At 70.8% G+C, this 22,045-nt stretch carries 18 protein-coding genes; 3 read left to right on the forward strand and 15 right to left on the reverse strand.

The annotated features are described in order from the left end of the window. The 15 genes from ftsZ to AC4HOU_RS20285 form a co-directional block, all read right to left on the reverse strand. Entirely contained in the window at positions 1–1,242 is a 1,242-nt protein-coding gene (gene ftsZ, locus AC4HOU_RS20215; protein ID WP_163815587.1) for a cell division protein FtsZ, read from the reverse strand. Between the two features lie 364 nt (positions 1,243–1,606). Then, complete coding sequence (locus AC4HOU_RS20220; protein ID WP_163815590.1) at positions 1,607–2,299, reverse strand: cell division protein FtsQ/DivIB; 693 nt, start codon at positions 2,297–2,299, stop codon at positions 1,607–1,609. Between the two features lie 6 nt (positions 2,300–2,305). After that, a complete protein-coding gene (murC, locus tag AC4HOU_RS20225; RefSeq protein WP_490724936.1) occupies positions 2,306–3,811 on the reverse strand; it encodes a UDP-N-acetylmuramate--L-alanine ligase in 1,506 nt (501 codons plus the stop codon). Next, positions 3,808–4,854, reverse strand: a complete 1,047-nt coding sequence (gene murG / locus AC4HOU_RS20230) for an undecaprenyldiphospho-muramoylpentapeptide beta-N-acetylglucosaminyltransferase (protein WP_228816108.1) — start codon at positions 4,852–4,854, stop codon at positions 3,808–3,810. Before murG ends, murC begins: the two co-directional genes overlap by 4 nt. A 125-nt stretch (positions 4,855–4,979) precedes the next feature. Further along, positions 4,980–6,425 (reverse strand): putative lipid II flippase FtsW, encoded by a 1,446-nt coding sequence (ftsW, locus tag AC4HOU_RS20235; RefSeq protein ID WP_163815593.1) that lies wholly within the window; start codon positions 6,423–6,425, stop codon positions 4,980–4,982. Continuing rightward, positions 6,422–7,864: a UDP-N-acetylmuramoyl-L-alanine--D-glutamate ligase gene (gene murD / locus AC4HOU_RS20240; protein WP_194991631.1), complete on the reverse strand. Its 1,443-nt coding sequence runs from the start codon at positions 7,862–7,864 to the stop codon at positions 6,422–6,424. The genes ftsW and murD overlap by 4 nt, the downstream gene beginning before the upstream one ends. 49 nt (positions 7,865–7,913) lie before the next feature. After that, a complete protein-coding gene (mraY, locus tag AC4HOU_RS20245) occupies positions 7,914–8,990 on the reverse strand; it encodes a phospho-N-acetylmuramoyl-pentapeptide-transferase (protein WP_138446661.1) in 1,077 nt (358 codons plus the stop codon). Then, positions 8,987–10,501 carry a UDP-N-acetylmuramoyl-tripeptide--D-alanyl-D-alanine ligase gene (locus AC4HOU_RS20250; RefSeq protein WP_490724937.1) on the reverse strand — a complete coding sequence of 505 codons (1,515 nt, stop codon included), beginning with the start codon at positions 10,499–10,501 and terminating at the stop codon, positions 8,987–8,989. Before AC4HOU_RS20250 ends, mraY begins: the two co-directional genes overlap by 4 nt. Further along, the gene (locus AC4HOU_RS20255; RefSeq protein ID WP_490724938.1) at positions 10,498–12,084 is read right to left on the reverse strand and encodes a UDP-N-acetylmuramoyl-L-alanyl-D-glutamate--2,6-diaminopimelate ligase; all 1,587 of its coding nucleotides are present in this window, start codon (positions 12,082–12,084) and stop codon (positions 10,498–10,500) included. Before AC4HOU_RS20255 ends, AC4HOU_RS20250 begins: the two co-directional genes overlap by 4 nt. 168 nt (positions 12,085–12,252) lie before the next feature. Then, the gene (locus AC4HOU_RS20260) at positions 12,253–14,130 is read right to left on the reverse strand and encodes a peptidoglycan D,D-transpeptidase FtsI family protein (protein ID WP_195021074.1); all 1,878 of its coding nucleotides are present in this window, start codon (positions 14,128–14,130) and stop codon (positions 12,253–12,255) included. Further along, positions 14,127–15,449 (reverse strand): cell division protein FtsL, encoded by a 1,323-nt coding sequence (gene ftsL / locus AC4HOU_RS20265; protein ID WP_175585975.1) that lies wholly within the window; start codon positions 15,447–15,449, stop codon positions 14,127–14,129. The genes AC4HOU_RS20260 and ftsL overlap by 4 nt, the downstream gene beginning before the upstream one ends. Before the next feature lie 131 nt (positions 15,450–15,580). Continuing rightward, a complete protein-coding gene (gene rsmH, locus AC4HOU_RS20270; protein ID WP_194992563.1) occupies positions 15,581–16,555 on the reverse strand; it encodes a 16S rRNA (cytosine(1402)-N(4))-methyltransferase RsmH in 975 nt (324 codons plus the stop codon). Between the two features lie 262 nt (positions 16,556–16,817). Beyond that, positions 16,818–17,249, reverse strand: a complete 432-nt coding sequence (mraZ, locus tag AC4HOU_RS20275) for a division/cell wall cluster transcriptional repressor MraZ (RefSeq protein WP_036535307.1) — start codon at positions 17,247–17,249, stop codon at positions 16,818–16,820. Positions 17,250–17,722: 473 nt separating this feature from the next. Then, entirely contained in the window at positions 17,723–18,148 is a 426-nt protein-coding gene (locus AC4HOU_RS20280) for an SCO2097 family morphological protein (protein WP_163815600.1), read from the reverse strand. Positions 18,149–18,259: 111 nt separating this feature from the next. Next, the gene (locus tag AC4HOU_RS20285; RefSeq protein WP_228807086.1) at positions 18,260–18,715 is read right to left on the reverse strand and encodes an SAV_6107 family HEPN domain-containing protein; all 456 of its coding nucleotides are present in this window, start codon (positions 18,713–18,715) and stop codon (positions 18,260–18,262) included. Between the two features lie 172 nt (positions 18,716–18,887). Between AC4HOU_RS20285 and AC4HOU_RS20290 the strand changes: the two genes are divergently transcribed. The 3 genes from AC4HOU_RS20290 to AC4HOU_RS20300 all read left to right on the forward strand — a co-directional run bounded on the left by AC4HOU_RS20290 (position 18,888) and on the right by AC4HOU_RS20300 (position 21,929). Next, complete coding sequence (locus AC4HOU_RS20290; RefSeq protein ID WP_163815602.1) at positions 18,888–19,499, forward strand: GNAT family N-acetyltransferase; 612 nt, start codon at positions 18,888–18,890, stop codon at positions 19,497–19,499. Between the two features lie 7 nt (positions 19,500–19,506). After that, complete coding sequence (locus AC4HOU_RS20295) at positions 19,507–21,069, forward strand: phytoene desaturase family protein (protein ID WP_163815604.1); 1,563 nt, start codon at positions 19,507–19,509, stop codon at positions 21,067–21,069. A gap of 77 nt (positions 21,070–21,146) precedes the next feature. Next, the gene (locus AC4HOU_RS20300) at positions 21,147–21,929 is read left to right on the forward strand and encodes a carotenoid biosynthesis protein (protein WP_490725069.1); all 783 of its coding nucleotides are present in this window, start codon (positions 21,147–21,149) and stop codon (positions 21,927–21,929) included. Positions 21,930–22,045: the final 116 nt, after the last annotated feature.

Here is a 22,045-nt window from a genome sequence, read left to right on the forward strand (position 1 = left end):
TCAGCGTCGCATGAACGACGGGACGTCGACATCGTCGTCGTCATCGTCGCCGGTGTCCGGCGGCGGGGTGTGCGAACGGCCGGTGTGGCCTGCGATGGGATCTGCTGCCGGACGGGGCCGCTCGTCGCGGTAGCTCGGCGCCGGTCCCCTGCTCACGCTGCTGGAGGTGGCGGCGGCCGGGCTCTCCGCCGGACGCGCGCTCGACTCGGTGCTGCGGCTCTGGCCGATCTCGCCGGCCCGGCCCGCGCCGATGGTGCCGCGGGTGGTGGCCGGGTCGAAGGTGCGTCTGGCCGGTCCGCCGCCGTCGAAGCCCGCCGCGATGACGGTGACGCGCACTTCGTCGCCGAGCGAATCGTCGATGACGGTACCGAAGATGATGTTGGCCTCGATGTGCGCGGCCTCCTGCACCAGCGAGGCCGCCTCGTTGATCTCGAACAGACCCAGATCCGAGCCACCGGCGATCGACAGCAGCACGCCGTGCGCACCATCCATCGAGGCCTCCAGCAGCGGCGAGTTGATCGCCGCCTCGGCCGCCTTCACCGATCTGCCCTCGCCCCGCGAGGAGCCGATGCCCATCAGCGCGCTGCCCGCACCGGACATGACGCTCTTGACGTCGGCGAAGTCGACGTTGATCAGGCCGGGAGTGGTGATCAGGTCGGTGATGCCCTGGACACCGTTGAGCAGCACCTCGTCGGCGGAGCGGAAGGCGTCCATCAGGCTCACCGCCGCGTCGCCGAGCTGCAGCAGCCGGTCGTTCGGGATGACGATCAGCGTGTCGCAGGATTCGCGCAGCATATTGATGCCGACCTCGGCCTGGTTGCCGCGCCGCTTGCCCTCGAAGGAGAACGGGCGGGTGACCACACCGATGGTGAGCGCACCGAGCTTGCGCGCGATGCTGGCGACGACGGGGGCGCCACCGGTACCGGTGCCACCGCCCTCGCCTGCGGTGACGAAGACCATGTCGGCGCCCTTGAGCACCTCTTCGATCTCGTCCTTGTGATCCTCTGCGGCCTTGCGGCCGACTTCGGGATCGGCGCCGGCTCCGAGGCCGCGGGTGAGTTCGCGACCGACGTCGAGTTTGACGTCGGCATCACTCATCAGCAGCGCCTGGGCGTCGGTGTTGACCGCGATGAACTCGACTCCCTTGAGTCCCTGTTCGATCATCCGGTTGACGGCGTTCACGCCGCCGCCGCCGATACCGACGACCTTGATCACTGCAAGGTAGTTGTGCGGGGGCGTCATGGGCTCTCGCCTTCCTTCGATCCAAAGCCTGTCGTTTCCGGATGCTCGGCACCGATCCGCGTCGGCCGGGCCGTGTCTCCCAGCGGTCCGCGACTCGAGCAAACCCTAAACCTCAACCATAGGGTTGGCGTTATGTCAAGTATCCGACTGGTGCCGAACGCTATTCGCAGCCGACGCGATCCGCGCGCAGGCGCGCCGAGACGAGAATCAGAATCTTGTGTGATCCCGCTCGTGCGGACACGCCGGACGTCGTATCGTGGTCGGTTGCCCCCCGGCGGGAATCCCGTTGCGGGGACGCCTCCCGGACCGCCACCGAAAACTCGCCGGACACAAGGGGTATCACGCCGAGTTCGATGGACTTCGATCATTTTACCGTCACCAGATCGGGGCTCGACACGTCGAAGACCGTGCCGGGGCGGGTCAGCAGCGGGCCGACCACCGCCACCTTGCGTTCGGCATCGTCGGCCCCGCCCCACAATACTGTCCGGCCATCGCGCAGCCGCAGCGAAATATCCGAAATCGACCGCACCGCAACCTCGCCCACCTGCACTCTCAGCGCCGGTGGCAGCGCGGTGACCACCGCCACCGCGGCGCGGGTACCCGGGTCGGCGCTGCCGGGATGGTCGGCGGTCAATTCCGGCACTCCGATCGGCGGCGGCTCGATCGCGTACTCGACACTCTCGGCATCGAGCAGATGCGCACCGCGTTCGCTGGTATAGAACAGCACCGGTGCGCGCTCGGTGATCGTCACCCGCACCGTCGACGGGAACGAACGCTGCACCCGTACCGTGCTCACCTTCGGAATACTCGCCACCCGTGCGGCCATGGCGGCGGTATCGATCCGCAGCATCGACTGGCCGTCCGGAATCTCGAGTAACTCCCGCACCTGCTCCTCCGGCACCGCCGACAGCCCCTGGATCTGCACCGTCCGCACCGACAGCAGCGGCGTGAACCAGGCCACGACGATCACGGTGATCAGCAGGCACACCGCGGGCAATCCCCACAGCCGGATCCGGCGCCATCCACGCGCACCGAACAGCTCGGCTCCGGACCGCACCCGCGCTCACCGCCCGAACTGCGGACGCGCGCGTAGGCCGTCGAGGATCTGGCTGCCGAGCATGGTGACATCGCCCGCGCCCATGGTGATGACCACGTCGCCGGGCAGTGCCAGACCCGCCACCTGCCGTCCGACCCGCGACATATCGGGTTGGTAGTGCACCGGTGTGGTGACCGACTGGGCCACCAGCGCGCCGTTGACACCGGGCAGCGGCTCCTCGCGGGCGCCGTAGACATCGAGCACCACCACCTCGTCGGCCAGGTCGAGGGCGGCGCCGAACTCCTTGGCGAAGGTCGCGGTGCGGCTGTAGAGATGCGGCTGGAACACCACGATCACCCGGCCGCGTCGCGAACGCGCGCCATCGGCGGCTTCCTGTTCGACCAGTGCCGCCGCGGCGCCGAGCACCGCACGCACCTCGGTGGGATGGTGGGCGTAATCGTCGAAGACCCGCACGCCGTTCTCCCGGCCGACGAACTGGAACCGGCGGTGCACCCCGCCGAAGCCCTCCAGGCCCTGGATGATCTCGTCGAGATCGGCGCCGGTGGCACGCGCGGCCAGCAGGGCGGCCAGCGCGTTGAGCGCCATATGTCTGCCGGGCACGGACAGCCGCAGGGTGCGCGGGGTCGACTCGCCGTCGAGCTGGAATTGCGCCAGGCCCCCCACATCGCGCGGCTCCCAGCTGTGCAGCCGGACTCCGACCGGTACCGGGGCATCGGCGAGATCGCCGGAGCCGTAGCCGAGCACCCGCACGCCCTTCTCGGCCAGCCGGTCACCGACGCGCTCGGCCAGCGCGCGCGAACCGGGATCGTCCAGGCACACCACCAGCAGGCCGCCGGGGGCGAGCCGGTCGGCGAAATCGTCGAAGACCTGGGTGTAGGCCTCGTCGGAGCCGAAGTAATCCAGGTGATCGGATTCGATATTGGTGACCACGGCGACGTCGGGGTCGTATTGCAGCAGCGAACCGTCGCTCTCGTCGGCCTCGGCGACGAAGATGTCACCGCTGCCGTGGTGGGCGTTGGTGCCCGCCTCGTTGAGTTCACCGCCCACCGCGAAGGACGGATCGACCCCGCAGTGCTGCAACGCCACGATCAGCATCGAGGTGGTGGAGGTCTTGCCGTGGGTGCCCGAGACCAGCAGCGTGCGATGCCCGCTCATCAGCGAGGCGAGCACGGCCGGGCGCAGCAGCACCGGGATATCGCGCCGATTCGCCTCGACCAGTTCGGGATTGGTCTTGGGGATCGCGGCGTAGGTGGTCACCACGACGGTCGGGCCGCCGGGTAGCAGATCCAGCGCACTGGCGTCATGGCCGATGCGCACCTGGGCGCCGCGGGCGCGCAGCGCGAGCACACCGCGGCTCTCCTTGGCATCGGAGCCGGACACCGCACCACCGCGGGAGAGCAGGATCCGGGCGATACCGGACATTCCCGCGCCGCCGATGCCGACCATGTGCACCCGTTCGAGCAGGGGCGGCAGGGCGGCCCGCGCGTCGAGGCTGCTCGCTTCCCCGGTCATCGGCCCGCCACCCGGACAGCGATGCGGGCAACCTCGTCCGCGGCGTCGCGATGTCCGGCGCCTGCGGCGGCGCGGCCCATCTCGGTCAGCCGTGCGGGGTCCGTGAGCAGGGCAATCACCTCATCGATCACGTAGGAGGGCGTCAGCTGGGAATCGGCCACAATTGTGCCACCACCCGCGGCGACGACGGGGCGGGCGTTGAGCTCCTGCTCGCCGTTGCCGTGCGGCAGCGGCACGTACACCGCGGGCAGCCCGACCGCGGACACCTCGGCGACCGTCATCGCGCCCGAGCGGCAGACCACCGCGTCGGCGGCGGCGTAGGCCAGATCCATCCGGGAAAGATACGGCACCGCCACATAGGGCGCCGACGGCGTGCCCGGCGGCAGCTCCAGGGTGTTCTTCGGGCCGTGCGCGTGCAGCACCGAGATACCGGCGGCGGCCAGCTCCTTCGCCGCGCCCGAGACCGCCTCGTTGAGCGTGCGCGCGCCCTGGGATCCACCGAACACCAGCAGCACCGGGCCCTCGGCGGGCAGGCCGAAATGGGCGCGGGCCTGCGCGCGCAGCGCGGCGCGGTCCAGTGTGGTGATGGCCGCGCGCACCGGGATGCCGATGACCTCGGCGCCGGCCAGCCCGGAATCCGGCACGGCGGCCAGCACCCGGGCCGCGACGCGCGCGCCGACCTTGTTCGCGATCCCGGCCTTGGCGTTGGCCTCGTGCACCACCACCGGCACCGCGCGCCTGCGCCGCAGGGCACCGCGACCGGCGGCCAGGTAGGCGGGCAGGGCCACGTAGCCGCCGAAACCGATGATCACATCGGCGTCGACCGCGTCGATGACGGCGCGGGCGGCGGCCACCGACGCGCGCACCCGGGCGGGCAGGCGCAGCAGATCGGCGCTGAGTTTGCGGGGCAGCGGCACCGGCGGGATCAGCTCCAGCGGATAGCCGCGCTCGGGCACCAGCGTCGTCTCGAGGCCGCGGGCGGTGCCGAGCGCGGTCACCCGGATCGACGGGTCGAGGCGGCGCAGGGCGTCGGCCACGGCCATGGCCGGTTCGATATGGCCGGCGGTGCCGCCGCCGGCGACGACCACCGAGAGTGCCTTCCCATGCGCGTCCGAGGTGCGGGTCGCCCCGCTCACCGCGGTGTTCTCGTTCGCGGACTGGCGTGCACTCACCTGGATCTTCCTCGTTCTCTCGCGTGTGTGACCGGATAGTTCGGCTCCCAGGCGCGGGTCGCGCGCGCGGAGCCGGTGCCGCGGCTGGTCGCCGAGCGTCGCCGTGGATCGGCGTCGCGTTGCCCGCCGGTGCGTGGCCTGCGCGCCGGTGGCGGCCCGCCACGTTGTCCCGGCTTGGCCCGCGCGGCCGACCGCGCCCTGGCCGCCTCCGCCTTCGCCGGTGCGTACACCTCCGGTTTGGGCAGTCGGAGCAATCTACTGAATCGGCCGTCCTGGCCCGCGTGCAAGGCCGCGACCGCCTCGGGCTCGTGCCTGGCGGCATTGGCGATGATGCCGAACATGAACAGCGTGATCGCCAGCGAGGACCCACCGGCCGAGACCAGCGGCAGCTGCAAGCCGGTGACCGGCAGCAATCCGACGACGTAGCCGATATTGATCAGCGCTTGCCCGGTGATCCAGGTGGTCGCGGTCGCGGTGAGCAGCCGCAGGAACGGATCGGCCGAGCGGGCGGCGATGCGCAGTCCGGTATAGACGAACAGCGCGAACAGGCCGAGCACCAGCGCACAGCCGAGGAAGCCGAGTTCCTCGCCGATGATGGCGAAGATGAAGTCGTTGTGGGAGTTGGGCAGATAGTTCCATTTGGCCCGGCTCTGGCCGAGCCCGCGGCCCCAGATGCCGCCGTCGGCGAGGGAGAACTTGGCCTGCATGGCCTGATAGTTGATGCCCTGCGGATCGTCGCCGGGGTTGAAGAAGGCGCGCATGCGGTCGGAGCGGTATCCGGCCGAGAGCGCGAGCACGCCCGCCGCGATCACGCCGGAGATCGCGATCGTCACGAACAGCCGCACCGGCAGCCCGCCGAACCACAGCAGTGCCGCGAGCACGATGCCGACGGCGATGGTGGTGGACAGGTTGGGCTGCAACACGATCAGCAGACACACCAGCAGTCCGGCGGGCACCAGCGGCACCAGGATGTCTTTGAGCGCGGCGTGCTCGGAGCGGCGCGAGGCCAGCAGATGCGCACCCCACACCACCAGCGTCACCTTGACGATCTCCGAGGGCTGCACCGAGAACGCGCCGAGATCGATCCAGCGGCGGGCACCGTTGACCTGCGCGCCGATGCCGGGAATCAGCACGAGCACCAGCGCGAGCACCGACAGCGCGAACACCGGGAACGACAGCTGCCGCAGCCGGCGCAACGGAATCCGCAACGCCAGATAGAACAGCACAGCACCGAGCGCGGCGTACACCGCCTGCTGGACGAACAGCGAATACGCCGACCCACCGTCGGCGTAGGCCTCCACGCTCGACGCCGACAGCACCATCACCAGCCCCAGCACGGTGAGCAGGGTGGCGATGGTGACGACGAGGTGGAACGAGGCCAGCGGACGCGCCAGCCAGGCGCCGAAGCGCGTGCCCGGCCGTGGAGCCCGCGCCGGGGTCACAGCCGCCGCCCGATGTCCCCGTCCTCCAGGGTGTGCACCGCGGCGGCGAAGCTACGGCCACGATGGGTGTAATCGGCGAACATGTCCAGCGAGGCCGCGGCCGGGGCCAGCAACACGGTGTCGCCGCGGCGGGCCAGTCCGGCCGCCGCGCGCACCGCCTGTGCCATCACCTCGTCGGCGGCGGCTCTGCCCGCATCATCGTCACCCATGCCTGCATAGTCTCCCGAGGCCAGCTCCACTACGGGGACTTCGGGCGCGTGTCGCGCCAATGCGGACGCGATGACCTCCGCGTCGGTGCCGATCAGCACGGCCCCCACCAGCCGGTCGGCGACCTCTTCGATCAGGTCCTCGACGCCGGCGCCCTTGAGTTGACCACCGGCCACCCACACCACCTGCGGATGCGCCAGGATCGACGACCGCGCGGCATGCGGATTGGTCGCCTTGGAATCGTCGATGAACTCGACGCCACCCACCTCGCGCACGAAGGCCGCCCGGTGCGGGCCGACCTTGTGCTCGACCAGCCCTTCCCGCACGAACTGCGGGGCCACGTCGATGGCCCTGGTCAGTGCGGCGGCGGCGAGGGCGTCGGCGACGCCGGCCGGGCCGGGCGGACTGATCTCCTTGGTTTCGGCCAGGATCGCGGCCTTGGTGAAGGCCCGGTCCAGCAGTTTGCCGTCGACCACGCCGAGTTCACCGTCGGCGGGGACACCGACCCGGAACCCGACGGTGCGTTTGGCCTTGGATTTGCGGGCCAGCGAGGCGGCCACCGGATCGTCGAGGCCGACCACACCCACGCGCCCGACCAGCGCCCGCGCCTTGGCAGCGGCGTAGGCGTCGAGCCCGCCGTGCCAGTCCAGATGATCCTCGGCGACATTGAGCACCACCCCGGCCTCCGGCCGCACCGACGGCGCCCAATGCAGCTGGAACGACGACAGTTCCACCGCGAGCACCTGCGGGCCCGGGTTGCGGCGCAGCGCGTCCAGGATCGGCAGCCCGATATTGCCGCAGGCCACGCTCGCGATGCCGGCCGCGCGCAGGATCGAATGCACCATCTGGGTGGTGGTGGTCTTGCCGTTGGTTCCGGTCACGACCAGCCATTTGCGGACTTCGCCGTAGATGCGGGCCTGATCGACCCACCAGGCGAACTCCACATCACCCCAGACCGGGATGCCTTCCGACACCGCCGAGACCAGCACCGGTGAGTCGGGGCGCCAGCCGGGGCTGGTGATCACCAGCGCGAAACGGCTCCAGTCGGCGTGTTCGAGTTCGGCGCAGGTGGCGACCTCGAGGCCGAGTTCGGCGGCCTCGGCCAGGGCCTTGGCACCGCCGTCGGTGACAACCGGTTTGGCGCCGATGTCCTGCAGCGGCTCGAGCAGCGAGCGCCCGGAGACACCCCAGCCTGCCACCAGCACCTCACGGCCACGCAGGAATTCGAGCATGGGGCCCGGCGACCGCAGGGCCCGCGGAGAATGTTCGACCATTGTCAGCTCACCCGACCGCGGAGAGGTATTCGCTGTAGAACAGGCCGAGTCCGACCGCGGAGGCCATCGCGGCCAGCAACCAGAACCGGATGATCACCGTCGTCTCCGCCCATTTACTCAATTCGAAATGGTGATGGAACGGCGCCATCTTGAACAACCGGTTGCGCGTGGTGCGGAACACCGCGACCTGCAACACCACCGACGCCGCCTCGGCGACGAACAGCGCGCCGATGACCACCATCAGCAGTTCGGTGCGGGTGGTGATGGACAGGCCGGCGAGCAGGCCACCCAGCGCCAGCGAGCCGGTGTCGCCCATGAAGATCTTGGCCGGGGCCGCGTTCCACCACAGGAAACCCATGCACGCCGCGGCGCCCGCGGCGCACACCAGCGCCAGGTCCAGCGGGTCGCGCACGTTGTAGCAGCCGGTCTCCGGCTTGGTCTCGCAGGCGTGGTAGTACTGCCAGAACGTGATGATCACGTATCCGCCGAGCACCAGGCTCATCGATCCGGCGGCCAGGCCGTCGAGACCGTCGGTCAGGTTCACCGCGTTCGACCAGGCCACCACCAGCAGGCAGACGAAGGCGAGGAACACGATCACGCCCATCGACACCGTGGTGATGTCGCGGACGTAGGACAGATGCCTGCTGGCCGGGGTCAAGCCGCTGGCGCCGCGGAACTGCAAGGCCAGCACACCGAACACCACCGCGGCGGTGAGCTGGCCGATGTACTTACCGGCGGCCGTCAGGCCGAGATTGCGGCCCTTGCGGATCTTGATGAAATCGTCGACGAATCCGACCGCGCCCAGCGCCGTGGCCAGTCCGAGCACCAGCAGCGCCGAGGCCGACGGACCTTCGGCGTCGTAGCCGATGCCGATCAGGTGCGAGCCGAGGTACCCGGCCCACATACCGATGATGATGGCGACGCCACCCATGGTCGGCGTGCCGCGCTTGGCCTGATGGCTGGCCGGGCCATCGACCCGGATCTCCTGGCCGAACCCCTGCTTGGCGAACATCTTGATCAGTAGGGGCGTCAACAGAATCGACACCGCCAGCGCGATCCCCGCCGCGAACAGAATCTGTCTCATCGCACTGCCTCCGCGCTACCCCTGCGTCCATCCGGGCGAGCATCGCCGGTCAAATGCTCGGCGACGGCCCACAGGCCGACCGACTGCGACGCCTTGACCAGCACCACATCACCCGGCTCGACCGCGTCGTCGAGCAGCGCGATCGCCGCGCCGATATCGGGGACGAGGACCGATTCCTCGCCCCATGAGCCTTCCATCACCGCACCCTGATGCATCGCCCGGGAGGGCCGGCCGGTGCCGACCACGACGAGCCGGTCCACATCCAGCCGCACCGCGAGACGTCCGATGGCGTCGTGTTCGATCACCGACTCCGCGCCGAGTTCGGCCATCTCACCGAGCACCGCCCAGCTGCGGCGCGGGGTATCACCTGCCTTGGACATGGTGACCAGCGCCTTGAGCGCGGCCCGCACCGAATCCGGGTTGGCGTTGTAGGAGTCGTTGACGACGGTGAGACCCTCGGAGGTGGTGCGCACGTCCATCCGGCGGGCCGAGGCCGCACGGGCTCCGGCCAGCGCCGCGACGATGGTGTCGAGGTCCGCGCCGCATTCGAGGGCCACGGCCACCGCCGACAACGCGTTGCCGACCTGATGTTCGCCGTGCACCGACAGCCGCACCTGCGCGCTCCCGGCCGGGGTGTGCACGGTGAACCGCGCCCTGGCCGCATCGTCGAGGACGACGTCGGTGGCCCGGATATCGGCGCGTTCGGCCTGCCCCACCATGACCACCCTGGCCTCGGTGCGTGCGGTCATGGCCGCGACCTGTGAGTCGTCGGCATTGAGCACGGCGAGGCCGGTCGAGGGCAGTGCCTCGACCAGTTCGCCCTTGGCCTTGGCGATCGCCGCACGACTGCCGAACTCGCCGAGGTGGGCGGTGCCGACATTGAGCACGACGCCGATGTTCGGCGGGGCGATCTCGGTGAGCGCGGCGATATGGCCGACACCGCGCGCGGACAGCTCCAGCACCAGGAACCGGGTGGTCTCGTCGGCACGCAAGGCCGTCCACGGATGGCCGAGTTCGTTGTTGAACGAGCCGGGTGGGGCCACCACCGGGCCCAGCGGCGCCAGTACGGCGGCCAGCAGATCCTTGGTGGAGGTCTTGCCGGAGGAGCCGGTGACGCCGACGACGGTCAAACTGCCTGCGGCGACCAACCGTTCGACGCTGGCGCGCGCCAGCTTCGCCAGCGCCGACAGCACCGCCGCGCCGGAGCCGTCGGTATCGCCTGCCACCACCGCCGAATTCGCGGGCAACGTGCCGGGGCTGGGCGCGACCACGATCGCGGGTACACCCACCGGACGCGCGGCCAGCACGGCGACCGCACCGGCCTCGACCGCCGCGGCCGCGTAATCGTGGCCGTCGGCGCGCTCACCCGGGAGGGCGAGGAAAACATCTCCGGGACCGATTCTGCGCGAGTCGAATTCGACCGAACCGGTCACCGTCACCTCCGGGTCCGCGACGTCGTGCAGCGTGCCGCCGACGACGTCCGCGATATCCCGCAGTGTCATCTCGATCATGAAACCGTCAAGTCCTCCGCGTCCGAACCCTGCGGACTTCGCTGCTGTATCGCGGCCGCGAGCACCTCGCGGTCGTCGAACGGGTGCTTCACCCCGTGGATCTCCTGCCCTGCCTCGTGTCCCTTGCCCGCGACCAGCACCACGTCACCGGCGCGGGCCCAGGCCACCGCCGTTTCGATGGCTGCGGCCCGGTCGCCGATCTCGCGGATCTCGCCGCGCTCGGATTCCGGCACACCGAGCGCGCCTGCGCGCAGGGCGGCCCGGATGGCCGCCGGATCCTCGGTGCGCGGATTGTCGTCGGTAATGATCAGTAGATCGGCGCCGCGCGCGCCGGCCGCGCCCATCAACGTCCGTTTGCCCGCATCGCGGTCGCCGCCCGCGCCGACCACCACCGCGAGCCTGCCGCCCGCGCCCGCTTCGGCCAGATGCGCACGCAGCGTGGCGATCACCGATTCGACCGCCGCCGGTTTGTGCGCGTAGTCGACCAGCGCGAGGAAGTCCTGGCCGCGTTCCACTCGCTGCATCCGTCCCGGCACGTCGACGGTGGCAAGGGCAGGCGCGGCGGCCGAGGGCTCGACACCCGCAGCCGCGCACAGCGCGAGCGCGAGCAGCCCGTTGGCGACGTTGTAGCGGCCCGGAAGCCGCAGCCGCACATCGGTTTCGCCGTGCGGGCCGGCCGCGGTGAATTCCTGTTCGCCGCCGTGGGTGCGCACCGTGCCCGCGACCTGCCAGTCGGCGGGGCCGGTGGTGGCGACGGTGATCGGTGCGTCCAGCCCGTCGGCCAGGCGCCTGCCCCATTCGTCGTCGACGCAGATCACCGAGGTGCGCGCGGCCACCGGCGACTGCGGCTCGAACAGCCTGCGCTTGGCGGCGAAGTAATCCTCGAAGTCGGCGTGGAAATCCAGGTGGTCCTGGGACAGATTGGTGAACCCGCCCACCGCGAACCGCACGCCGTCGACCCGGCCGAGGGCCAGCGCATGGCTGGACACCTCCATCACCACCGCGTCCACGCCCTGTTCGACCATCAGCGCGAACATCGCGTGCAGCTGCGGCGCCTCCGGCGTGGTCAGCGCGCTCGGCACCCGGCGTCCGCCGATGCGGGTCTCGATGGTGCCGATCAGCGCGGTGGACAGTCCGGCGGCGGCCAGCCCGGCCTCCACCAGATAGGAGGTGGTGGTCTTCCCGGAGGTCCCGGTGATGCCGACGATGCGCAACCGATCGGAGGGATGGCCGTAGATCGCGGCCGACAGCTCGCCGAGCACCTCGCGCGGGCGTTCCCGCACCAGCACCGGCACCCCGAGCTCACCGGCGAGCCCGGCGCCTTCGGCATCGGTGAACACCGCCACCGCGCCACGCTCGACGGCGGCGCGGGCGAACCGTGCGCCGTGCGCCTTGGCGCCGGGTAGCGCGGCGAACAGATCGCCGGGGAGCACCGCGTCCGAACGCTGTTCGATACCGGTGATCACCAGGCCGGACGGCAGGTCCGAGCGCAGCTCGGCGCCGGTCAGATCCAGCAGGTCGGGCAGCGTCGACGACGTCGGCTCGGCCGGTCGTAGCGCGTGCTGGCTGGACTGCGCGGGCACAAGGTTCCTCTCTGCGATTTGTGGTGCGTACACCGACGACGAGTCAGGTTACCGACGCCTGCTTCGCGGCAGGCAACGCGGTTCACGGATTCGGGTCCGCCGCACCCGCGCCAGCCCACCGCGACACCGGTCGCGGCAGGTCCAGCGATGGCGGGCAGTGGCATGAACTCACGAGGCCTGCAGCACGAAACGCCTGGCAGGCTCGGTGGAGGGCGGGATGCGGTCGCGCTGCAACGCCCAGGACGCGATGTTGTGGAACAGCGGGGCCGCCGACTGTCCGCCGCTGCCGTCGGCGCTGCGGACCGGGGCGTCGAGCATCATGCCGATGACGTAGCGGGGGTCCTCGGCCGGGGCCATCCCGGCGAAGGTGATCCAATACGACGAGCTCGAATAGCAGCCGCAGGCCGGGTCGACCTTCTGCGCGGTGCCCGTCTTGCCCGCGATCCGATAGCCCTCGACCGCGGCGGGCACGCCGGTGCCCATCTGCACGCCCATCGGATCGCGCTGCACGACCGCCTGGAACATGGTGCGCAGGGTCTGCGCGGTCTGTGGGCTGACCACCCGCACGCCCTCGGGGGTGGGTTCCTCGGTGCGGGTGCCGTCGGGGGCGATCTTGGCGCGGACGATGCGTGGCGGGATCCGCAGGCCGTCGTTGGCGATGGCCTGGTACATGCCGGTCATCTGCAGCGTCGTCATCGAAAGGCCCTGGCCGATCGGCAGGTTCGCGAAGGTGCCGCCGGACCACTGGTCGCGCGCGGGCAGCAGACCCGGGCTCTCGCCGGGCAGGCCGACGCCGGTGCGCTGGCCGAGGCCGAACCGGGTGAGCATGTCGGCGAAGCGGTCCTCACCCACGCGCTGGGCGAGCATCAGCGTGCCGACGTTGGACGACTTCCCGAAGATCCCGGTGGTGGTGTAGGGCGCGACGCCGTGTTCCCAGGCATCGCCGACGGTGACGCCTGCCATATGGATCTGGCCGGGCACCTGATGGACCTCGTCCGGGTTGGTGAGTCCGTATTCGATGGCGGCCGCGGCGGTGACGATCTTGTTCACCGAGCCGGGCTCGAAGGCATGGGTCACCGACGGGTTGTCCAGCGCTTCCGGTTTCCAATGCTCCGGCCCGAGTGACGGATTGAAGGTGTTGTCGTTGGCCATCGCCAGCACCTGGCCGGTCTTGGCGTCCAGCACCACCGCCGACGCCGATTGCGCGCCGGAGAGGTCCTTGGCCTGCTGCACCTGCTGCTGGACGTAGTACTGCAGGTCCGAATCGAGGGTGAGTTCGACGCCGTAGCCGTTGACCGCGGGCACCCGGTCGCGCCAGCTGCCCGGGATCACCGCGCCGTCGGCGCCGCGGTCGTAGGTGTGCGAGCCGTCGGTGCCCGCGAGCACCGAATCCATCGACGATTCCAGCCCGATCTGGCCGTGGCCGTCCCAGCCGGTGGCGCCGATGATATTGGCGGCCAGCGATCCGCCCGGGTACTCGCGCGGATTCTGCGAGTCGGCGCCGACCTCCTTGAACTCGACGACGATCTCGGCGGCGACGCGCGGGTCGACATTGCGGGCCAGATACACGAACTGCTCGTCGCTGTTGAGCAGTTCCAGCAGTTTCTTCTCGCTGGGCCCCTTGTCACCGAGTTTCTCGTGAATGGTGGCGGCGATATCGCGCAGCCGCTGCTCGGGATCGGGCGCGGAATCGTCCTTGGCCTTGGCCTCGGCCAGATCCTTGCGCACCTTCACGGGCTGGAAGTGCAGTTCCTTGGCGGTGACGGTGAACGCGAGCGCCTTGCCGTTACGGTCGGTGATGGGCCCGCGCATGGCCTCGTCCACCCAGTGCGCGGTGCGCTGGCTGGCCGCCTGCGCCGACAGTCCCGGCGCCGAAATGCTCTGCACCCACAGCAATTGGATCGCGACGACGGCGAGCGCGCCGAACATCGCGATCCGCCCAACCCCCAACCGCATCCGCACCGGCCGGTCCAGCTGCGGCGCCGCAGGCCTGCGTCTGTTCACCGGCCCGCGACGGGAACGCTTCGCGGGTCCGGGCCGCCTCATCGTGCGGCCTCGCCAGCGGTCGGCCGCACGGCGGGCGCGACGCCGGGTTGCCCGGGCGCGTTCTCGATGAGAGCCGGTGCGGCGGGGGCTGATTCAGCAGCCATGCCCTGCCCTTCGACGGGACCTGGATTCGACGGCGGAGCGGGGACGTTCGGCGCCGGGACCGGCACCTCGGCAGTGTCTTGCCGCTGATCCGCGGCAGGCCCGGCGACCGGGCCGGCGGCCGGGGCCGAAGCCGCGGACTGATCCGGCATCTGGGCGGGGGCCGGAGCCGCAGGCGCCGACGCGGTGGCCGCCGCCGGTGACTGCGCGATCGGCGCCGCGGCAGGTGCCGGTGTCGGTGCCGCGGCCGGTGCTCCTGCTGGGGCCGGAACCGTGGCAGGGTCCGGTGCGGCAGCGGGCGCTCCGTCTGCCGGGGCCGGTGCAGCGTCGGCCGGCGGGACCGGGGCGGCGGCCGGGACCGGTGCCGGGCCCGCGGCCGGGTCGACCGGAGCGGGTGCCGGGCCCGCGGCCGGATCCGCCGGAGCGGGTGGGGCACCTGCGGGAATGGGCGCTGGTGCGGGAGCACCGGCCGGAGCGGGCGCCGACGCCCCGGCCTGGCCCGGAGCTGCGCCTTCCGGTGCCGGAGCGCCGGCGGGCGCGGGGCTCGGCGCCGCAGGGCTCGGCGCGGCAGGCGTCAACCCGGCTCCCACCGGCGGGGCGGCGTTGATCTGGGCGCCGTCCGGACGCGCGGCCGGAGCGCGGGGCGTCGAGGTGACCGGGACGACTCGTTCGCCGTGACTCTGCGGCGCCCCCGGGCGGTCCGCGGCGCGGGTGGGCGGCGGGTTCAGCGGCGGCACCGGTGCGCCCTCGGCGGGCTTCGGGTCACCGATGACGATGATGCTGCCATCGGGCCCGACCACCAGGCGCGCCGGGTCCTTGGCCGGGATCATGCCGAGTTCCCTGGCCCGCGCGGCGAGTTCGGGCGCCGAATCGGCGGCCTCCACTTCCCGTTGCAGTGCGGCCCGCTCGTCGGCGAGGGTCTGGTTCAGCTTCCTGGCATCGCTGAGCAGGTAGCTGTCCTCCGCGGCACGGGTGGTGAGCAGCAGGGTCAGCGCGAGCCCGCAGCCGAGCAGGGCGAGAATCGCCGCGACGAACGGGATGCGGGTGGCCATGACCGAACCGCGCGGCAGCACCGCATCGAAGGCGCCTGCCCCTTCGGCGCGCAGCTTGCGGCGGGCGTAGGCGCGTTGCGCCGCACCCGATTTCACCCGCTCGGCGGCCTGCACTCGGCGGGCGATCCGCCTGGGCTCGGCGACGGTCGGTGTCCGTACGCTCACGCTGTGCCCTCCTTTGGCCTGACCGGGCCGCTCTGCTCGCTCAGCCGAGCTGCCCGCGGGCACCGACCCGCTCGTGCGGACCGCCCCCCGTCTCCCCGTGGAAGGCTGCCCGAGCGTCGTCGTCGCCCTGCTCATGCACCCTCCTGAATCCGTTCTGCCGCGCGCATCCGTACCGGGGCGGCGCGCGGGTTCTCCTCGATCTCTGCTTCGGTGGCCTGCTCCGCGCCGCGGGTGAGCAACCGGAATTCCGGCCCCATGCCGGGCAGTTCCATCGGCAGGCCGACCGGCGTGCGCGAGGCCGCACGCTGGGCCAGTTCATGTTTGACGACGCGGTCCTCGAGTGACTGATACGACATGACCACGATCCGCCCGCCCACTCGCAGTGCGTTCAGCGCCGCGGGCAGTGCGGCGCGCAGCGATTCCAGCTCACCGTTGACCTCGATCCGCAGCGCCTGGAAGGTGCGTTTGGCCGGATGCCCGCCGGTGCGCCTGGTGGCGGCGGGGATCGCGTCGTAGAGCAGTTCCACCAGCTGCGCGCTGGTGGTGAACGGCCGCTGCTGCCTGCGTCGCACGATCTCGCTCGCGATGCGGCCCGCGAAACGTTCCTCGCCATAGGTTTTCAGGATCCGGGCCAGCTCGCCGTGGCTGTAGGTGTTGAGCACGTCGGCGGCGGTGGGGCCGGTGGTCGGATCCATCCGCATGTCCAGCGGGGCGTCCACCGAGTAGGCGAAGCCGCGATCGGTCTCGTCCAGCTGCATGGACGAGACACCGAGGTCCATCAGGATGGCGCTGACCGAACCGGTGGCCGACAGCCCGGCCTCGGCGAGGGCATCGGGGATTCCATCATAACGGGTGTGTACCAGGGTGATTCGGTCCTGGTATGGCCGCAGTCGCTCGCCCGCGAGCGCGAGGGCATCGGTGTCGCGGTCGAGCCCGACCAGCCGGATCCGCGGGTAGCTGCGCAGGAAATGTTCTGCGTGCCCGCCCAATCCGAGGGTGGCATCGAGGTAGACGGCGCCGGGTTCGCCGAGCGCGGGCCCGAGCAATTCGTCGGCGCGCTGCAGCAGGACCGGGACATGGCGCGGGCCGTGCTGTTCACGGTTCACCTCGACCTCCCGGATCTTGCCTCGCTTCGTCACGCACCGATATCGGGTCGCCTTGTTCCGCAGTGTTTTCGGCGAACACCGCGGGTAGATGGGTCGTGCTGTCGTGAGTGATTGCTCTGGATTGCGGAGCAGCGAATGCTGCGGGATTCGGACCGGATGTCGGTGACGAATGCCCCGTGGTCTCTGACCGAAGCGGCACCTGGCGTCGGGGAAGTACGTCAGGGTCCGCATCCGGGCAGAGGCCGCGTGGCACTCGTACGGGCTAGAAGATCCCGCCCAGCGACTCGTCTCTGGCTTGTGCGTAGTCCTCCTCGTGTTCGGCGAGGTAGGACTCCCACGCCTGCTTGTCCCATATTTCGAGGAAGTCGACCGAACCGATCACCACGCAATCCCGTGACAGGTTGGCGTAGCGACGATGATCCGCCGACAGCACGATCCGGCCCTGAGCGTCCGGACGCTGTTCGTCCGTGCCTGCCGCGAGAGCCCGGACGAACGCCCGTGCCTGCGGGTTGCTCCGAGACGCCGCCGCGGCTCGCCGCGCGAGCGCGGTGAACTCCTCTTTGGGGTACACGGCAAGGCTGTGGTCCTGCCCCTTCGTGACCATCAACCCTCCCGCCAGATCGTCTCGAAACTTCGCAGGCAACGTGAGTCGCCCTTTGTCGTCCAATCGAGGTGTGTAGGTACCGAGAAACAACTCGACACCTCCCTACCGGACCACCTCGATCACGCATGGCCGGAACTCGCTCCGGCCGAGCGCCTTACGGCCTCTCCTGTAGTGCGCGCTCCACATTACCCCACTTTCCCCCACTTTCAATCGAAACACGGGGTGATCTGGCTCCCCGCTTCGGCGATTCCGCAGGTCATCCCAGCTATCACTGTGTGGAAGAACTTTTCCGGCGCTTCACCTCCCCGCGCGCGTCCACATCGACCCACCCCGACAACAACCAGCAAACTCCCTGGTGTGCCCTCGGATCGAGGAGCGGTGGGGGAAGGTGGGGCGCGATCGTGGGGCGATGTGGGGCTCAGCGGGCCGAGCCGGCCCGTGCCGACCGGTCGGCTCGACACGCCGTGGACGCCAAGGGGTGTGGACAGACAGACGAACGGCGGTGCGGCACCGGGAATCCGGTACCGCACCGCCGTTCGGAGTAGAGCTCGGGCGAGCGGAGGTTACTCCTGCTCGAACCTTCTGCGGAAGCGATCTTCCATGCGCTCGGAGAAGCCGCCGGACCGGCGCTGACGTCCGCGCCCACCGGAGCCGGGGCCGGACGGACCGCTCGACGGCGCGTCGCCACCGCGATCGCCGCCGCCGGCCTTCTTGGAGCCACCGAGCAGCAGCAGCACTCCGGCACCGAACATGACGATGAATCCGATCAGGCTGATGATCGGGAAGCCGCCCGGCTTCACCGGTGCGGCGATACCTGCGACGAGTAGGAACAGGCCGAGGACGAACAAGGCGGCGGCCTGAAGTCTGCGTCTACTCGAGGTCGTACGAAGGCGTCCGCCGCGGACGGACGAGGCGAACTTCGGATCCTCAGCATAGAGCGCGCTCTCGATCTGTTCGAGCATGCGCTGCTCGTGCTCGGAGAGTGGCACGGTACCTCCCCCGGCACTAGGACGTGGCTGTCGCCTCCGGGTAGGCGACAGATAGCCGACCTTGGCGGCTATCTGTCTCCAATGATACGAGTTCGATCAGGGCCGTACCACCTACTCGCCGATAACTCGCGGACCGATCCCGAAGTCGGGCTCCGCCGGGCCACGCAAACGGGCGGCGGGCGCGATCAAATCCTCCACGTCGTGCAGGAACGCGCCGACCCGGGAGTAGAACTCGTCGGCCTGGGTGTGTCCGATCTCGCGCGGCAGGCCCGCCTCCAGCGCGGCCCGCGTCTCGGAATGGGCACTGAAGTAGTCGGCCCACATCACGAATTCCGGGGCCGCGCGTTGCAGCATCACCCAGGCATTGCGCGATCGCGCTCGCGGCGCGGCATCGGCGCCGGTGGCCGCGAGCACGGCGCCCGCACCGCGCAGGGCGGCCAGATAGGCGGTGCGGAAACGTTCGCGTGGATCGTGCTCCCCCGCCGCTTCCATCAACAGCCCGTCGGCGCGGCGCAGCAGCATGCCCGCGCGCCCGGGCCGGCCCGGATGAACGTTTCGACCAGACATCAGCCGTCCCTCCACCAGTCGCACACCCCGGCCCGAGACCGATGGCCGACCGGACGGTCGGCACCGCACGAACCGAACAGGTATTCGAACGTTTGAATTGAGCTTGAATATAGAGACGACCACCGACACGTTTTCCCGCTCGCATGTCGAGCGTCCCCACGACACGAGAGCCATGACCGCCGTCAAGCCACATCACACGCCCGCACCCGTCGTCGTCGACCTCTCGGTCACGGCGCTGCGTGCCCGGTTGCACGACGCGCTCGCGGTGTACGTCGCGGCGATGGACTACCCGCGCGGCACCGAACACCACCGCGCGCCCATGTGGACCGAACACACCTCCCGCGCGGGCTGGCAGGCCGTGGCCGCGGTGATCCCCGACGACTCCGGCTACTTCGATGTGCGCACCTCGCCGATCGTGGCCATCGGCTACGGGTACCGGGGCGCACCGCATCAGTGGTGGCAGCAGCAGGTCTATACGGGCATGCGGCGGTCGAGCTGGCCGGAGCATTCGGCACGGGAGCTGCTGTCGGACTATTTCGAGCTCACCGAACTGCATGTGCACCCGTCGGCGCAGGGTCGCGGCATCGGCTCGACGCTGCTGGAGCGGCTGCTGCGGGATCGGCCCGAGCGGGCGGTGCTGCTGTCGACCCCCGAGGTCGACGCCGAGGACAACCGGGCCTGGCGGCTGTACCGGCGCGCCGGGTTCGGCGATGTGGTGCGGCATTTCATCTTCGCCGGGGACACCAGGGAGTTCGCCATCCTGGGCCGGCGGCTGCCGCTGTGAGCTCGCGATGACGATCGTGGTCGTCGGTTCCGGCCACAACGCGTTGGTCGCGGCTTGCTATCTGGCGCGGGCCGGGCAGCGGGTGGAGGTGCTCGAGCGCGACGAGGTGCTCGGCGGTGCGGTCTCCACGGTCGAGCGATTCCCCGGGCATCTGGTCGATCGCGGGTCCTCGGCGCACATCATGATCCGACACACCGGCATCATCGAGGAGCTGGACCTGGCGCGCTTCGGGCTGCGCTACATCGATTGCGATCCATGGGGTTTCACGCCCGCGGGCCCGGACGGCCGCGCGCCCATCGTGTTCCATCGCGACCTCGACCGCACCTGTGCGTCCATCGCCGCGGCCTGCGGGGAACGCGAGGCCGATGCCTATCGCCGGTTCGTGCGGGACTGGGGTCCGCGCAGCGCGCGGGTGATGCGCGCGTTCGGCGGCGGCCCGACGCCCGGGCATCTGCTGCGCTCGTTCTGGGGGCTGGACGCGAGTGCCGGCGGCAGCGCGCTGTCACACGAATTCCTGCAATCCGGTGACGCGCTGCTGGACGGCCTGTTCGACGACGAGCGGCTCAAGGCATCGCTGGCCTGGTTCGGCGCGCAGTCCGGCCCGCCCATGTCGGAGCCGGGGACCGCGCCGATGGTGGGCTTCGCGGCACTGATGCACACGCTGCCGCCCGGGCGCGCTGTCGGCGGTAGTGGCGCGCTGACCTCGGCGTTGGTGGCGCGGCTGCGGTCCGACGGCGGGGTGGTGACCAGCGGTGACGCGGTGACCGAGATGCGCCGCGACGGCGAGGGCTGGCGGGTGCGCACCGCCTCCGGCCGGGAACTCACCGCGCGCGCCGTCATCGCGGGCACCCACATCCTGACCACGCTGGAGCTGCTGGGTGCGGGCGGTTTCGACGCCGCGACGCTGGCGGACTGGCGCCGCCGGATCCGGGTCGGGCCCGGCATCGGGATGGTGGTGCGTGCCGCGACCGACGCGCTGCCCGCCTACCCCGGTAGCTCGGCACGGGAATCGGCGCGCGGGCTGCAATTCCTGGTGTCCGAGCGCAGGCAGCTGCGGGCGGCGCACGGCGCGGCGCTGGCCGGTGCGCTGCCGCCGCGGCCGGTGGTGCTGGCGATGAGTTTCAGTGCGCTGGATCCGAGTATCGCCGCGCCGGGTGAGCATCAGCTGTCGCTGTGGTCGCAGTGGCATCCCTACCGGCTCGCCGACGGCGCCGACTGGGCCGCGCTCGCCGACGCCGAGGCCGACCGGATCATCGGCGAAGTCGATTCCTACGCACCCGGTTTCGCGGATTCGGTGCTGCGCCGATTCGTGCAGACCCCTGCCGATCTGGAGCGCGAACTCGGGTTGCTGGGTGGCAACGTCATGCATGTGGAGATGTCGCTGGACCAGATGATGCTGTGGCGGCCGCTGCCGGAGTTGTCGGGGCAGCGGGTGCCCGGCGCACCTGGGCTGTATCTGACCGGCGCCTCGACCCATCCCGGCGGCGGCGTGTCCGGGGCCAGCGGCCGCACCGCCGCGCGGCTGGTGCTGCGCGATCAGGGTCGGTTCGCGCGGCTGTTGCGACGATGAGCCGCGTCCGGCACGCCGCGACCGACCGAGGCCTCGGCCGGTTCTCGGCGGTCGCGTCCCGCGGCCACCGACCGGAGATCGGTGCGCTCGTTCCCGGCGCACTCGCCGTTGCGTGGGTGCTCAGCCAGATCGCCTACCCCCTGACCAGCGGCGCGGACCGCGACCGGGTGACGGTGACGGTGGTCGTGCTCGCGGCCGCGACCGCCTTGACCCACGCCGCCTACACCCGCGGCCCGCGCTACGCGCTCGGCGTCCTGATCATCGTGTCCGGCAGCGGCCTGCTCGCCGAGATCATCGGCACCGCGACCGGGATACCGTTCGGCTGCTACGACTACGCCACCGATCGGCTGGGGCCTGCCATCGCCGGTGTTCCGCTGGTGGTCCCGCTGGCCTGGACCGGCGGGGTGTACCCGATCTGGATGGTCGCGGGCCTGCTGACCGGCCGGACGTGGCGGCGGATCCCGGTCACCGCGGTCGGCGCGGTGGGCTGGGATCTGTTTCTCGACCCGCAGATGGTCGCCGACGGTCACTGGAGCTGGTGCGTCACCGACGCGGGACTGCCGGGCATCGAACACATTCCGCTCACCAACTATCTGGGCTGGCTGCTGGTGGCGACGCTGATGGCGGTGCTGCTCACCGGCTGGGAACGCACGGCCCCGTGGCGGCGCGGCGGAAACGCGGTGCCGGTGGCGGCGTTCGGGTGGACCTGGCTCGGTTCGGCGCTGGCGCACGCCGTGTTCCTGGATCTGCCCGCCTCCGCCTGCTACGGCGCCGTCGGCATGGGACTGCTCGGTGTGCCGCTGGCGGTGCGGCTGGTGCGCGCACGCGGTGCGGTGCCCGCGCCGCCCGGATCGCGCTGATCGGCGACCGGTTCCGGTCGGGTTCGCCCATGTCGCGACCCGGATCGAGTAGGTTCGGAGCAGTCGGCTGTGGCAGCGGGCGGGCCGGACCGCGGTAGCGCGAGCGGGCCGTCCCG

The organism is Nocardia sp. JCM 38205, from assembly GCF_058222935.1.

What these genes read in the sequence shown, in the direction of transcription:
- ftsZ (WP_163815587.1), bottom strand. Translation starts at nt 1,242, where the DNA reads ATGACGCCCCCGCACAACTACCTTGCAGTGATCAAGGTCGTCGGTATC.
- murC (WP_490724936.1), bottom strand. Translation starts at nt 3,811, where the DNA reads ATGACCGGGGAAGCGAGCAGCCTCGACGCGCGGGCCGCCCTGCCGCCC.
- murG (WP_228816108.1), bottom strand. Translation starts at nt 4,854, where the DNA reads ATGGCCGTGGCCGACGCCCTGCGCCGCCTCGACCCGTCGATCCGGGTG.
- murD (WP_194991631.1), bottom strand. Translation starts at nt 7,864, where the DNA reads ATGCTCGAATTCCTGCGTGGCCGTGAGGTGCTGGTGGCAGGCTGGGGT.
- mraY (WP_138446661.1), bottom strand. Translation starts at nt 8,990, where the DNA reads ATGAGACAGATTCTGTTCGCGGCGGGGATCGCGCTGGCGGTGTCGATT.
- AC4HOU_RS20250 (WP_490724937.1), bottom strand. Translation starts at nt 10,501, where the DNA reads ATGATCGAGATGACACTGCGGGATATCGCGGACGTCGTCGGCGGCACG.
- AC4HOU_RS20260 (WP_195021074.1), bottom strand. Translation starts at nt 14,130, where the DNA reads ATGAGGCGGCCCGGACCCGCGAAGCGTTCCCGTCGCGGGCCGGTGAAC.
- AC4HOU_RS20285 (WP_228807086.1), bottom strand. Translation starts at nt 18,715, where the DNA reads ATGTCTGGTCGAAACGTTCATCCGGGCCGGCCCGGGCGCGCGGGCATG.
- AC4HOU_RS20290 (WP_163815602.1), top strand. Translation starts at nt 18,888, where the DNA reads ATGACCGCCGTCAAGCCACATCACACGCCCGCACCCGTCGTCGTCGAC.
- AC4HOU_RS20295 (WP_163815604.1), top strand. Translation starts at nt 19,507, where the DNA reads ATGACGATCGTGGTCGTCGGTTCCGGCCACAACGCGTTGGTCGCGGCT.